General features: G+C 68.4%; 10 protein-coding genes and 4 tRNA genes. 2 read left to right on the top strand and 12 right to left on the bottom strand.

Annotated elements, in window-relative coordinates:
- Positions 1-179 precede the first annotated feature (179 nt).
- The 6 genes from tpiA to rapZ all read right to left on the bottom strand — a co-directional run bounded on the left by tpiA (position 180) and on the right by rapZ (position 6,775).
- The gene (gene tpiA / locus HMPREF3165_RS05860; RefSeq protein ID WP_070511501.1) at positions 180-959 is read right to left on the bottom strand and encodes a triose-phosphate isomerase; all 780 of its coding nucleotides are present in this window, start codon (positions 957-959) and stop codon (positions 180-182) included.
- A gap of 15 nt (positions 960-974) precedes the next feature.
- Positions 975-2,168, bottom strand: a complete 1,194-nt coding sequence (gene pgk / locus HMPREF3165_RS05855) for a phosphoglycerate kinase (RefSeq protein WP_070511499.1) — start codon at positions 2,166-2,168, stop codon at positions 975-977.
- 112 nt (positions 2,169-2,280) lie between these two features.
- The gene (gene gap / locus HMPREF3165_RS05850; protein ID WP_004564944.1) at positions 2,281-3,288 is read right to left on the bottom strand and encodes a type I glyceraldehyde-3-phosphate dehydrogenase; all 1,008 of its coding nucleotides are present in this window, start codon (positions 3,286-3,288) and stop codon (positions 2,281-2,283) included.
- Positions 3,289-3,539: 251 nt separating this feature from the next.
- Complete coding sequence (gene whiA / locus HMPREF3165_RS05845; protein WP_004564945.1) at positions 3,540-4,520, bottom strand: DNA-binding protein WhiA; 981 nt, start codon at positions 4,518-4,520, stop codon at positions 3,540-3,542.
- 266 nt (positions 4,521-4,786) lie between these two features.
- Positions 4,787-5,797 (bottom strand): gluconeogenesis factor YvcK family protein, encoded by a 1,011-nt coding sequence (yvcK, locus tag HMPREF3165_RS05840; protein ID WP_070511497.1) that lies wholly within the window; start codon positions 5,795-5,797, stop codon positions 4,787-4,789.
- A gap of 3 nt (positions 5,798-5,800) precedes the next feature.
- Entirely contained in the window at positions 5,801-6,775 is a 975-nt protein-coding gene (rapZ, locus tag HMPREF3165_RS05835; protein WP_060957942.1) for an RNase adapter RapZ, read from the bottom strand.
- A gap of 120 nt (positions 6,776-6,895) precedes the next feature.
- On the opposite strand from rapZ, the gene purT reads away from it, so the two are divergent.
- Complete coding sequence (purT, locus tag HMPREF3165_RS05830; protein ID WP_070511495.1) at positions 6,896-8,182, top strand: formate-dependent phosphoribosylglycinamide formyltransferase; 1,287 nt, start codon at positions 6,896-6,898, stop codon at positions 8,180-8,182.
- A 36-nt stretch (positions 8,183-8,218) separates the two neighbouring features.
- Here the strand turns inward: purT and HMPREF3165_RS05825 are convergent, their stop codons facing one another.
- The 6 genes from HMPREF3165_RS05825 to HMPREF3165_RS05800 form a co-directional block, all read right to left on the bottom strand.
- Entirely contained in the window at positions 8,219-9,676 is a 1,458-nt protein-coding gene (locus HMPREF3165_RS05825) for a glycoside hydrolase family 1 protein (protein ID WP_070511493.1), read from the bottom strand.
- A gap of 119 nt (positions 9,677-9,795) precedes the next feature.
- On the bottom strand, positions 9,796-10,008 hold the full coding sequence (locus HMPREF3165_RS05820) for a TOBE domain-containing protein (protein ID WP_003780741.1): 213 nt from the start codon (positions 10,006-10,008) through the stop codon (positions 9,796-9,798).
- Positions 10,009-10,058: 50 nt separating this feature from the next.
- Positions 10,059-12,215: an excinuclease ABC subunit UvrC gene (uvrC, locus tag HMPREF3165_RS05815; RefSeq protein ID WP_070511491.1), complete on the bottom strand. Its 2,157-nt coding sequence runs from the start codon at positions 12,213-12,215 to the stop codon at positions 10,059-10,061.
- Positions 12,216-12,338: 123 nt separating this feature from the next.
- Positions 12,339-12,413, bottom strand: a tRNA-Val gene (locus HMPREF3165_RS05810).
- A gap of 1 nt (position 12,414) precedes the next feature.
- Positions 12,415-12,485, bottom strand: a tRNA-Cys gene (locus tag HMPREF3165_RS05805).
- Positions 12,486-12,521: 36 nt separating this feature from the next.
- A tRNA-Gly gene (locus HMPREF3165_RS05800) sits at positions 12,522-12,594 on the bottom strand.
- 150 nt (positions 12,595-12,744) lie between these two features.
- On the opposite strand from HMPREF3165_RS05800, the gene HMPREF3165_RS05795 reads away from it, so the two are divergent.
- Positions 12,745-12,817, top strand: a tRNA-Val gene (locus HMPREF3165_RS05795).
- The last annotated feature ends 27 nt before the right edge of the window (positions 12,818-12,844 follow it).

The following is a 12,844-nucleotide window of genomic DNA, read 5'->3' as shown; positions in this document are numbered from 1 at the left end:
GCATGGGTCCGGCGCGACTCCCGACAGGGTCCGCGCCCCCACCTGTCCGCGTGGCAGTCTACCTGTAACGCGCGGGGTCCCGGACACCTCGGGGTGTGAGGTGTCCGGGACCCTGTCAGCGAGCGGTGAGACACTGCGGAGAAGTGATCGCTCAGTTCCTCCGCCGCGACTCGGCTCGCTCAGGCGTAGAAGCCGGCCATGGCGGCGAAGGAGTCCGCCTTGAGGGAGGCTCCGCCGACGAGTGCGCCGTCGACGTCGGGCTGGGCCATGAGCTCCTTAATGTTGCCGGGCTTGGCGGAGCCGCCGTAGAGGATGCGGGTGGCGTCAGCGGTGGCGTCGCCGTAGTCGGCACGCAGGGCCTCGCGGATCGCTCCGCACACCTCCTGGGCGTCCTTGGCGGTGGCGGTCTCGCCGGTGCCGATGGCCCAGATGGGCTCATAGGCGATGACGATCTTGGCGACGTCCTCGCCGCTCCATCCTTCCAGGGCGGCGCGGATCTGCCCCAGGACGAAGTCGACGTGGGTGCCGGCCTTGCGGATCTCCAGGGCCTCACCGCAGCACAGGATGGGGGTCATGCCGGCGTCGAGCACCTTGCGGGCCTTGGCGCCCACGAGGGCGTCGGACTCGCCGTGGTACTCGCGGCGCTCGGAGTGGCCCATGACGACGTAGCTGACACCGAGCTTGGTGAGCATCTCGGTGGAGATCTCACCGGTGTAGGCGCCGTTGTCGTGGATGGAGACGTCCTGGGCGCCGTATTTGATGTCCAGGGAGTCGGCCTCAACGACGGTCTGCACGGTGCGGATGTCCGTGAAGGGCGGGATCACGAGGACCTCGCACTTGGTGTAGTCGTGGTCGTGGTCCTTGAGCTCCATGGCCAGGCCCTGGACGAGGTGGTTGGCCTCGAGGTGGTCGAGGTTCATCTTCCAGTTGCCCGCCATGAGCGGGGTGCGGTTACTCATCTGGGTTGCCTTCCTTCAGTCGTTGAGCACGGCGATACCGGGCAGGGTCTTGCCCTCGAGGAGCTCGAGGGAGGCGCCGCCACCGGTGGAGATGTGGGAGAACGTGGCCTCGTCGAAGCCGAGCGTGCGCACGGCCGCGGCGGAGTCGCCACCGCCGATGACGGAGAAGGCGTCGGACTCGGAGATCGCCTTGGCCACGGCCTTGGTGCCCTCGGCGAAGGCCGGGAACTCGAAGACGCCCATGGGGCCGTTCCACACCACGGTCTTGGAGGTGGCGATGGCATCGGCGAAGAGCTTTCGCGTCTCAGGGCCGATGTCCAGGCCCATCTGGTCGGAGGGCAGGGCGTCAGCGGGCACCACGGTGGCGGGGGCGTCCGCGGCGAAGGTCGGGGCCACGACGGTGTCGACGGGCAGCAGCAGCTCGACGCCGTTGGCCTTGGCGGTCTCCAGGTAGCCCTTGACGGTGTCGATCTGGTCCTTCTCCAGCAGAGAGGTACCCACCTCGTAGCCCTGGGCGGCCAGGAAGGTGTAGGCCATGCCGCCACCGATGAGGAGACGGTCGGCCTTGCTCAGCAGGTTGGAGATGACACCGAGCTTGTCGGAGACCTTGGAGCCGCCGAGCACCACGGTGTAGGGGCGCTCGGGGTCGTTGACGGCGCGCCCCAGGGACTCGATCTCCTTGACGACGAGCAGGCCGGCGGCGGAGGGCAGCAGCTTGGCGACGTCGTAGACGGAGGCCTGCTTGCGGTGCACGACGCCGAAGCCGTCGGAGACGAAGACGTCGGCCAGGGCGGCGAGCTCGGCGGCGAAGGCCTCGCGCTCAGCGTCGTCCTTGGAGGTCTCGGCGGCGTTGAAGCGCACGTTCTCCAGCAGGACGATCTCACCGTCACCGGCGGCGGCGACGGCGGCCTTGGCGGAGTCGCCCACGGTGTCCTCGGCGAGGGTCACCTTGACACCGGTGACCTCGGCGAGGCGCTTGGCGACAGGGGCCAGGGAGTAGTCGGGGTTGACCTGCCCCTTGGGGCGCCCCAGGTGGGCGGTGATGATTACCTTGGCGCCGGCGTCGAGCAGGGTGCGCAGGGTGGGCAGAGCGGCCTGGATGCGGCCGTCGTCGGTGATGTTCTTGTCGGCGTCCAGCGGCACGTTGAAGTCGGAGCGGACCAGGACTCGCTTGCCCTTGAGGTCGCCCAGGGACTCGATGGTCTTCATGAAGCCTCTCATCAGTTGTGGGTGAAGGTGTGGGTGTGGGACGGACGGCGCCCGCGCACGCATAGCGTGGCGCGGGCGCCGTCTTCTAGAGAGTCATGCTCTCGGTCTGGTCTCAGGCGAGCTTGGAGCCGACCAGGGAGGTCAGGCGGACCAGGGCGTTGGAGTAGCCCCACTCGTTGTCGTACCAGGAGAGGACCTTGACGAGGTTGCCGATGACCTTGGTCTCGGTGGCGTCGAAGATCGAGGTGTGCGGGTTGCCCACGATGTCGGTGGAGACGATCGGGTCCTCGGTGTACTCGAGAACGCCCTTGAGCTCGCCCTCGGCGGCGGCCTTGACGGCAGCCTTGACGGCCTCGACGGAGACCTCCTTCTCAGCGATGAAGGTCAGGTCGGTCAGCGAGCCGGTCGGGGTGGGGACACGCACGGCCAGACCGTCGAACTTGCCCTTGAGGGCGGGCAGAACGAGGGCCACGGCCTGGGCGGCACCGGTCTTGGTGGGGATCATGTTCAGCGCGGCGGCGCGAGCACGGCGCAGGTCGCTGTGCGGGGCGTCGAGGACGCGCTGGTCACCCGTGTAGGAGTGGATGGTGGTCATGATGCCGCGCTCGATGCCGAAGTTCTCGTGGAGAACCTTGGCCAGGGGGGCGAGGCAGTTGGTGGTGCACGAGGCGTTGGACACGATGTTCATCGTGGCGTTGTCGTAGTCGCCCTCGTTGACACCCATGACGAAGGTGCCGTCGACGTTCTTGGCGGGAGCGGAGATGACGACCTTCTTGGCGCCACCGTCGAGGTGGGCCTTGGCCTTCTCGCCGTCGGTGAAGAAGCCGGTGGACTCCACGACGACCTCGACGCCCAGGTCGCCCCAGGGCAGGTCGGCGGGGTTGCGCTGAGCGAGCACCTTGATGTGCTTGCCGTTGACGGTGATGCCATCCTCGTCGTAGGAGACCTCGCCGTCGAAACGACCGAGGATCGAGTCGTACTTGAGCAGGTGGGCCAGGGTCTTGTTGTCCGTCAGGTCGTTGACGGCGACAACCTCGATGTCGGCGCCCTGCTCGAGGGCGGCACGGAAGAAGTTGCGGCCGATCCGGCCGAAGCCGTTAATACCAACGCGGGTGGTCACTTTGTGTCCTCCTAGTGCGCCGGTTGGCGGCGCACGGTTGCTGGGGCTCTTTTCACACATGGCGTGTGCTCCGGAACCTCCTCTTCAGCTCACATCCGATTCAGCTCCGGTACGGCCGAGTCTAGTCACACTGGGCAGGCGCTGGGAGTCGCCGACCACGCCACGGGCGAACACTGTGATGCACAAGCCAAACCGAGGGGACCAAAGACCATCAGGCGCCCCAAAGGCAAGGACCGAGGTCCCATCTCACCTCAGGGCTCGAGCATCTCCTGGGTGAGAACCGACTCCGTGTCGGGGATGCCCAGCTCGTGGGCCTGCTTGTCCGCCATGGCCAGGAGGCGGCGGATACGTCCAGCGACGGCGTCCTTGGTCAGCTGTGGGTCGGAGAGCTGCCCAAGCTCCTCCAGGGATGCCTGCTTGTGCGCGATGCGCAGGCGACCGGCCTGAAGCAGGTGGGCGGGGACATCGTCCCCCAGGATCTCGAAGGCTCGCTCGACGCGGGCACCCGAGGCGACGGCGGCGCGGGCCGAACGGCGCAGGTTGGCGTCGTCGAAGTTGGCCAGGCGGTTGGCGGTCCCCCGGGACTCGCGCCGAGATCGGCGTTCGGCCCACACCTTGAAGGCCTCCGGCGCCCCCATCCGCTCCAGGAGAACACCGATGGCCTCACCGTCGCGAACGACGACGCGGTCGGCCCCGCGCACCTCTCGGGCCTTGGCGGAGATGTCGAAGCGCCGCGCGGCCCCGACCAGGGCCAGTGCGGCCTCGGAGCCGGGACAGGTGACCTCCAAAGAGGAGGACCGGCCGGGCTCGGTCAGGGATCCGCGGGCCAGGAAGGCTCCACGCCAGGCGGCAGCGGCGGCGTTGCGCCCTCCTTGAATGACCGACACCGGCATGCCCCGCACCGGCCGGCCCCGGTCGTCGACCAGCCCGGACAGCCGGGCCAGGTCCTTGCCGCGCTTGGTCACTCGCAGCACGTAGCGGGACCCTCGGTGCAGGGAACCGCCCTGAACCACCATGACCTCGGGCTCCATCCCGTAGAGCTCCTTGAGGTGCTGGTGCAGGCGCCGCACCGCTCCGCCGTGATCGAGCTCGGCCTCGACGACGATGCGCCCGGAGACGATATGGAGCCCTCCGGCGAAGCGCAGCATCGCGGAGACCTCCGCCCGTCGTTGGGCGGCGTTCTCAGTAGCGACGAGCGCGAGCTCATCCTTGACGGTGACCGTCAGCGACATGGGCGGGCTCCTCGTGGTCGGGGTTCGTGATTCGGGACTGGCAAACATGGTTGACGCTGCGGCCGTTGCCATGGCGTCCCGGGTGCTGGCGAGGCGCAGCTCGAACATGTGCGGGCGAAGCGACTCAAGACGTCAGGGCGATGTCATACGGCGCCCGAGGCGTATCAATGGAGAATTTTTAGCCGCAGCACCCGGCAGCCGGCTGGAAGCGGCCGCCGAGAATTATGAACGATCATGCACAGCGGGACTCTTCAATGAGTCCAGCATCACATGTCATCACGTCCACTGAGATCGGTGACGTCCCCCAGAGCCCCCTCGAAGGCGTCCCGGAAGGCGGCTGCCAGGCGAAGCGGATCGTGGTGGCACAGGGCCTCGCCGGTGCGCACCTGGCGCAGGACGACGGTGGCCCCCATGGCGGCGGCCACCTCTGCAAGATCCTCGACGTCCTCAACGGTGGAGGGGTCGGCCAGCACCACGTCCAGGCGCAGGTCGGGCGCGTACTGGCTCAGGACCCGAAGATGATCGGCACTGGTCATCCCGTCGGTCTCGCCCTGCTGAGCGGAGAGGTTGAGGACCACGACCTTGCGGGCCGAGGTGTTCACCAGCGCGCGGCGCATGGACGGCAGGATGAGGTGCGGGAGCACCGAGGTGTACCAGGAGCCGGGCCCCAGGACCACCCATTCGGCCTCATCGATGGCGCGCAGCGCCTCGGGGTGGGCCTCGGCGTCCTGAGGAACCATCCCCACGTTCTCCAGACGTCCGCGGGCCGAGGCCACTGCCACCTGACCACTGACCCGGCGTCGACTCCCCCCGGAGACGATGTCGGCCTCAATGACCAGGGGTGAGGAGGACATGGGAACGACGCGGCCGTGGATCGTCAGCAGGCGCCCCACCCAGTCGAGCCCGGCAACCTCGTCCCCCAGCAGCTGCCACAGCGCCAGGATGAGCAGGTTCCCCAGGGCGTGATTGTCGAGCTCGCCCTGCCCCTCGAAGCGGTGCTGGAGCACGTCTCGCCAGGTCAGGCCCCACTCGGAGTCCTCGCAGAGCGATGCCAGCGCCATTCTCAGGTCTCCTGGCGGCAGACAGTCGAACTCTCGGCGCAGGCGTCCCGAGGAGCCGCCGTCGTCGGCGACGGTGACGACAGCGGTGAGCCGGTGGGTGACATGGCGCAGCGCCCGCAGCGTGGCGGACAGTCCGTGCCCGCCTCCCAGGGCGACGACGGCCGGCCCCTCCTCACCACGACGGGGCCAGCCCGCCGCATCGATCGTGGTTCCCACTGCCTACTCCCGTCCCAGATCGCGGTGCTGGACAACGACCTCGAAGCCCCCGCGCCTCAACCTGGCCCCGAGCCGCTCCGCCGAGGCCACGGAACGGTGCTTGCCGCCGGTGCAGCCCACAGCCAGGGTGACATGAGGCTTGAGCTCATCGACGTACTGCGGGAGCGCGGGGATGAGCAGGTCGGCGTAGCCGTCGACGAAGGCCGCCGCCCCTTTCTGCGCGAAGACGTAGTCAGCCACAGGTGCGTCGCGCCCGGTGAGGTGGCGCAGCTCGGAGACCCAGTAGGGGTTGGGGATGAAGCGCACGTCCAGGACGTGGTCGGCGTCCAGAGGAATGCCGTACTTGAACCCGAAGGACATGACATTGATGCGCAGCGCAAGGTCGGACTCGTGCGCCACGAGCTCGCGCACCCGGCGGGCGAGGTCGTGGACGGAGTAGTTGGAGGTGTCGATGACGCTGTCTGCCACGCCCCGCAAGCCCCCCAGGAGAGTGCGCTCGTGCTCAATCCCGTCCAGGACGGAGCCGCTGCCCTGCAACGGGTGGGGTCGGCGAGAGGACTCAAAGCGTCGGACCAGCACGGCGTCGGAGGCATCCAGGAAGATGAGCCTCACGTCGGTGCCGTTGTTGCGGACCTTGCGCAGATAGTCCATGAAGTGGGAGAAGAACTCGCGACTGCGCACATCGACCACCGCGGCCAGCCGGTGCACCCCGGCGCCGACCGTCGTCATCATTCCCGACAGAGCCGGCAGCAGCTGGGGCGGCAGGTTGTCCACGACGTACCAGTCGAGGTCCTCCAGCGCGTTGGCCGCGCGCGAGCGCCCCGCCCCGGACATACCCGTGACAATAATCATCTCGGGGCGTTCCGCCGGGGGAACCGGAGGAGTCGCCTCATCGAGGGCGGGGATCTCAATGGGAACCGTGTCCTGAAGCCGCTGGCGCTTGCCGGAGGAGGACTGAGGGCGGCGCTCGTCATGCATGCACCAAGCATCGCATGCCCAGCTCGCTCCGCCCGTCGCCGACGCCGGTTTACCGGTAGCGTTTCACCGTTGCCAGTACTCACGGCCGCCGGTTCCCGGCGCCAGATGCCAGGAGGCCCCATGAGCCCCTCCCCCATGTCCGACCAGGCTCCCTCATGCCAGTGCACGCCCCAGGAGACGCCGATGCGTCGGCCCACCGCCCCAGTGCTGGGCACCCCCTGGACCAACAGCGCAACGAAGGTGGCGCTGCTGGGCGCCGGTGAGATCGGCAAGGAGGTGGCAATCGCTCTGACCCGCCTGGGGGTGGAGGTCACGGCGATCGACCGCTATGAGGGGGCTCCGGCCCAGCAGGTGGCGCACAACGCCATGACGGTGGACATGAGCGACCCCGAGGCGCTGACGGCCGCCATCAGCGCCAGCGGTGCCGACGTCGTGATCCCGGAGATCGAGGCGCTGGCCACCGACGCCCTGGCGGCGCTGGAGGGCGCTGGCGAGGTGCGGGTGGTACCGACCGCCCGCGCGGTGCAGCTGACGATGAATCGTGAGGGCATCCGACGCCTAGCGGCTGAGGAGCTGGGGCTGGCGACCAGTCCCTACGCCTTCGCCTCGTCCTTGGACGAGCTGCGCGCAGGTGCTCAGCAAGTGGGCTTTCCGTGTGTGGTCAAACCGGTCATGTCCTCATCGGGGCACGGCCAGTCCGTGGTGCGCGGGCCGCAGGACCTGGAGGCGGCCTGGCGCTACGCGGCGGCCGACGGGCGCGTGGACCGAGGCCGGGTCATCGTGGAGGGATTCGTGCATTTCGACACCGAGATCACGCTGCTCACGGTGCGCTGGCGTCATCCCGGCACCGGGGAGACGGTGACGAGCTTCTGCGAGCCGATCGGGCACCGGCAGGTCGATGGGGACTATGTGGAGTCCTGGCAGCCACAGCCCCTGAGCCCGGTGGCCCTGGAACGGGCCCAGCAGGTGGCCGAGCGCGTGACCGCGGCGCTGGGCGGCTGGGGCCTGTTCGGGGTGGAACTGTTCATCTGCGGGGAGGAGGTTCTCTTCTCCGAGGTCTCCCCGCGCCCCCATGACACCGGCCTGGTGACACTTGCGAGCCAGCGCCTGAGCGAGTTCGAGCTGCACGCCCGCGCCCTGCTGGGCCTGCCCGTGGACACCACGCTGCGCTCCCCCGGCGCCTCGGTGACCATCAAGGCGACGGGAGAGTCCGCGCCGGGCGAGGGCGTGCGCTTCGCGGGTCTTGATGAGGCCCTCGCTCAGGAGGGGGTGGATCTGCGGCTCTTCGGTAAGCCTGAGGCCCACCCGGGGCGGCGCCTGGGCGTTGTCGTGGCCTACGCCGACGACGTGCAGGTCGCCCGAGATCGGGCGCGGTCCGCCGCCCAGGCGATCCGTCCCAGCGTCTGAGTCAGATCGCCCAGGAGGGCCGCACCGTCCCAGCGGTTACCCCTGTGCCGCATCCTGTGGCGAGGGAATGAGGCAGGCGCCGTTGGAGGCGATGACGTCTCGGTACCAGCCGAAGGACTTCTTGCGGTAGCGGGCCAGGGTGCCGTCGCCGGCGTCGTCGCGGTCGACGTAGATGAAGCCGTAGCGCTTGGACATCTGGGCGGTGGAGGCCGAGACCAGGTCGATGCATCCCCAGGAGGTGTAGCCCAGGACCTCGACGCCGTCGGCGATGGCCTGGGCGACCTGTACCAGGTGGTCGTTCATGTAGGCGATGCGGTAGTCGTCCTCAACCGTGGGGCCGTGGGGGCCGTCAACGAGAACGTCCTTGGCTCCCAGACCGTTCTCGACGATGAACAGGGGCTTGCCCCAGCGGTCCCAGTAGTCGTTGAGGATGGTGCGCAGGCCCGCCGGGTCGATCTGCCAGCCCCACTCGGAGGCCTCGAGGGTGGGATTGGGAACACCGCCCATGAGGTTGCCCCGGCCGGCCTCGGCCGGCTGGGTAACGGTCTCGCACACGGACATGTAGTAGGAGAAGGAGACGAAGTCGACGGTGTGCTCCCGCAGCAGCGCACGGTCCGCCTCGGTGATCTCCAGCTCGATGCCCTTGTCCCGTAGGGAACGCAGCAGGTAGCCGGGGTACTCGCCGCGTACGTGCAGGTCCCCGAAGGCGTAGTTGGCGCGCTCGGCCTGCTTGGCCGCCCAGACGTCTCGGGGGTCGGGGGTGAGCGGGTAGGTGGGCACGGCCAGGATCATGCAGCCGACCCGGATATCGGGGTTGATCTCGTGGGCGATCCTCGTGGCGGCCGCCGAGGCGACGAGCTCGTGGTGGATGGCCTGGTAGAGGTCCTGCTCACAGAGCTCGGCCTTGGGGGTGGCGATACCTCCGGACAGGAAGGGCTCGTGAAGGACGGAGTTGATCTCGTTGAAGGTGAGCCAGTACCTGACCCGCTTGCCGTAGCGCTCGAACAGGGTGCGGGCGTAGCGCTCGAAGAAGCCGATGAGGCGGCGGTCGGTCCAGCCGTCATAGGTACGCGCCAGGTGGAGCGGGGTCTCGTAGTGGCTGATGGTGACCAGCGGCTCGATGCCGTGCTTCTCGAGCTCGTCGAGGACCCGGTCGTAGAAGGCCAGCCCCTCCTCGTTGGGCTCAGTCTCGTCACCGAGCGGGAAGATGCGGCTCCAGGCGATGGAGAAGCGGAAGACCTTGAATCCCATCTCCGCCAGCAGGGCGATGTCCTCAGCGTAGCGATGGTAGAAGTCGATGGCCTCAAGCTTGAGGTTGTCCGGAGTGGGGGCCTGGGTGGGCGGGGCCAGGATGCCCCGGGGCATGACGTCCTGAACGGACAGGCCCTTGCCGTCCTCGTCGTAGGCGCCCTCGATCTGGTTGGCGGCAGTGGCTCCGCCCCACAGGAAGCCGCCGGGGAAGCGCAGGTCGGGGTCGGGTGATGATGTGGTCATGGCTCCTCATCCTCCGTGTGTTCTGTCAGGTGCAGGTTTCAGAAGGTTCCGGGCCAGTGACCGCCACGATCAGATCGCGCTGACGGCGGCCGACCTGCGCCTCATGGCGGCGTCCGGCCTCAGTCCTGGAGACCCACCATGACGGAGGAGGCCTTGACGACGGCGACCGCCTTCTTGCCCTCTGCCAGCTCGAGTTCCTCGATGGCCGCGTTGGTGATGGAGGAGGTGATGATGACGCCGGGGGCGACCTCGATCTTGACGACGCCGTTGACGGCGCCCTTCTCGATGGAGACGACGGTGCCGGGCAGCTGATTGCGGGCGGAGATCCTCATACGGGGTGTCCTTTCGAGTTGACGTCAGTCCAGCGCATTGCGAGATCGCACTATTGTTCAGTACCTGGACTGTTGAGGTGAGCCAAGATAGTAGCCGCCAAAGCCGGTCCGATGCCCTTGACACGGGTGATGTCATCCACATCGGCTTGCCGGATGCGCGTGACTGAGCCGAATTCCCGCAGAAGGGCCGCCTGACGCGCCGGTCCCAGGCCCGGGATGCCGTCCAGGACGGAGCGGGTCATGCCGGCCGAGCGCTTCTTGCGGTGGTGGGTGATGGCGAAGCGGTGGGACTCGTCGCGCAGGTGCTGGAGCAGGTAGAGGGCAGGCGACGTGCGCGGCAGGATGACGGGGAACTCCTCCCCCGGCACCCACACCTCCTCCAGACGCTTGGCCAGGCCGATGAGCGGCACGTCGATGCCGAGCTCGTCGAGGACGGTACGTGCGGCATTGACCTGCGGCAGACCGCCGTCGACGACGACCAGCCCGGGCGCGTAGGAGAAACGCCGGGCCTTGCCGGTCTCAGGATCGATGGGCCCGGAGGCGACGGCGATGCCCTCGACGTCCTCGATCTCCTGCGCCGCCAGGGCAGCGGCCTCACCGCGCCCCTGCTCGGCGATGAGGCGTTTGAACCGGCGGGTGAGGACCTCGTGCATGGCGGCGGTGTCGTCAGCGGCGCCGCTGCCGTCCTGGCCGCGCACGGTGAAGCGTCGGTAGTCGGACTTGCGCGGCGCACCGTCCTCGAAGACGACCATGGAGCCGACCTGGTAGGTGCCCTGGGTGTGGGAGATGTCGTAGCACTCGACGCGCAGGGGCGCCTCGGGCAGATCGAGGGCCTCGGCGAGCTCATCGAGGGCGAGGGCGCGCTGGGTGAGATCTCCCGCCCTCCGGGTCTTGTGCAGCCGCAGAGCCTCCTGAGCGTTCTTGCGCACCGTATCCATGAGGGCGGCCTTGTCGCCGCGCTGCGGGACGCGCAGGTCGACCTTCGCTCCGCGCAGGCCGGACAACCAGGTTCGCACGGTGGCGGCATTGCTGGGCAGCTCAGGAACCAGGATCTCCTTGGGCACCGCCGTGGTGGCCGTGTGGGCGACGTCGTCGACGCTCGTGGCCGCCGACTCTCCCTTGCGCCGGGAGGCGTCACCGTTGGAACCGTGGGGGCCGCTGCGGGGCTGGGGGCTGGAGGGGGCACGGTCCCCCACCCCGACGGAGGTGGTGGTGCCCGAGGAGGTGGGGGCGCCACTGTGGTGGACGGCGCCGGCGTCGGCCGGATCAACGAGGGAGGCGTAGACCTGTTCGAGGAGGCGCTCGATGAGCTCGGCGTCCCCGGCGTCGTCGATGAGGTCCACGACCCAGCCGCGCTGCCCGCGCACCCGGCCGCCGCGAACGTGGAAGACCTGGACGGCGGCCTCGAGCTCGTCGCGGACCAGGGCGAAGACGTCGGCGTCGGTCGCGTCGGGAAGGACGACGGCGTTGCCCTCGATGACCTTGCGCAGTGCGGCGGCGTCGTCACGCAGGCGGGCGGCCTTCTCGAAGTCGAGGGCGGCGGCAGCCGCCTTCATCTCAGCCTCGACCTGGCGCAGGTAGGGGCCAGTGCGACCGGCCATGAAGGCGCAGAAGTCCTCAGCCAGCGCCCGATGGTCCTGCGCGCTGATGCGGCCCACGCAGGGGGCCGAGCACTTGTCGATGTATCCCAGCAGGCAGGGGCGCCCCGAGGCCTGGGCACGGCGGAAGACGCCGGCCGAGCAGGAACGCACCGGGAACACCCGTAGCAGCTGCTCGACGGTCTCGCGGATGGACCAGGCCTGGACGAAGGGACCGAAGTAGCGGGTTCCCGGTTTGCGGGCTCCCCGGACCACCTGGACGCGGGGGTAGGTCTCCCCCATCGTCACCGCCAGGTAGGGGTAGGACTTGTCGTCCTTGTACATGACGTTGAAACGGGGGTTGAACTCCTTGATCCAGGAGTACTCCAGGGCCAGGGACTCCACCTCGGTGGACACGACCGTCCATTCCACCGCGCATGCGGTGGTGACCATCTTCTGGGTGCGCGGGTGCAGTGCGGCGAGGTCCTGGAAGTAGTTGGACAGGCGCTGACGCAGGTTCTTGGCCTTGCCGACGTAGATGACCCGTCCCTGCCCGTCCAGGAACCGGTAGACCCCCGGGGACGTGGGGATCTCGCCCGGGGCCGGACGGTACGTCGAGGGGTCGGCCATGCCCGCAAGCGTAGACGCCCATCATCCTCGTCCACGACCCGCGGCCCGGCAGCCGGCCGCCGGTGCACCCAGCCCGAGAACAACGAAGGACCCGAGCCGGTAGGGCTCGGGTCCTCGTCATGGTGGTGGGCGATACTGGGATCGAACCAGTGACCTCTTCCGTGTCAGGGAAGCGCGCTCCCGCTGCGCCAATCGCCCGAGGTGGGTACCGGATTCGAACCGGTGTAAACGGCTTTGCAGGCCGGTGCCTAACCTCTCGGCCAACCCACCATGAGATGCTGGGGCTGGGCGCTCCCGGCTCCTCGGAGCGGATGACGGGACTCGAACCCGCGACCCTCACCTTGGCAAGGTGATGCTCTACCAACTGAGCCACATCCGCATGAATCCTCACGGTTCGTCCGAACCGCTCGGTGCTGGAAAACCATAGCACCAGGATCGCAGTGGCAGGCAAATGGCATCGCGGTGATTCACCTCACCGGGCAGCCGTTTGCTCCGGAGGCACCCGGCTGGCTATGGTTGGCGCCGCACCGGGCGATTGGCTCAGGGGTTAGAGCGCCTCGTTCACACCGAGGAGGTCACTGGTTCGATTCCAGTATCGCCCACCGGATAGCGGTTCCCTCACGCTTGCC

Origin of the sequence: Actinomyces sp. HMSC08A09 (genome assembly GCF_001807465.1) — a bacterium.
GTDB classification, from domain to species: domain Bacteria; phylum Actinomycetota; class Actinomycetes; order Actinomycetales; family Actinomycetaceae; genus Actinomyces; species Actinomyces oris.
This window is presented reverse-complemented; position numbering and strand designations above follow the sequence as displayed.

Coding starts and splice junctions, on each gene's coding strand:
- tpiA (WP_070511501.1), bottom strand. CDS start 959: ATGAGTAACCGCACCCCGCTCATGGCGGGCAACTGGAAGATGAACCTC.
- pgk (WP_070511499.1), bottom strand. CDS start 2,168: ATGAAGACCATCGAGTCCCTGGGCGACCTCAAGGGCAAGCGAGTCCTG.
- whiA (WP_004564945.1), bottom strand. CDS start 4,520: ATGTCGCTGACGGTCACCGTCAAGGATGAGCTCGCGCTCGTCGCTACT.
- rapZ (WP_060957942.1), bottom strand. CDS start 6,775: ATGCATGACGAGCGCCGCCCTCAGTCCTCCTCCGGCAAGCGCCAGCGG.
- purT (WP_070511495.1), top strand. CDS start 6,896: ATGAGCCCCTCCCCCATGTCCGACCAGGCTCCCTCATGCCAGTGCACG.
- HMPREF3165_RS05825 (WP_070511493.1), bottom strand. CDS start 9,676: ATGACCACATCATCACCCGACCCCGACCTGCGCTTCCCCGGCGGCTTC.
- HMPREF3165_RS05820 (WP_003780741.1), bottom strand. CDS start 10,008: ATGAGGATCTCCGCCCGCAATCAGCTGCCCGGCACCGTCGTCTCCATC.
- uvrC (WP_070511491.1), bottom strand. CDS start 12,215: ATGGCCGACCCCTCGACGTACCGTCCGGCCCCGGGCGAGATCCCCACG.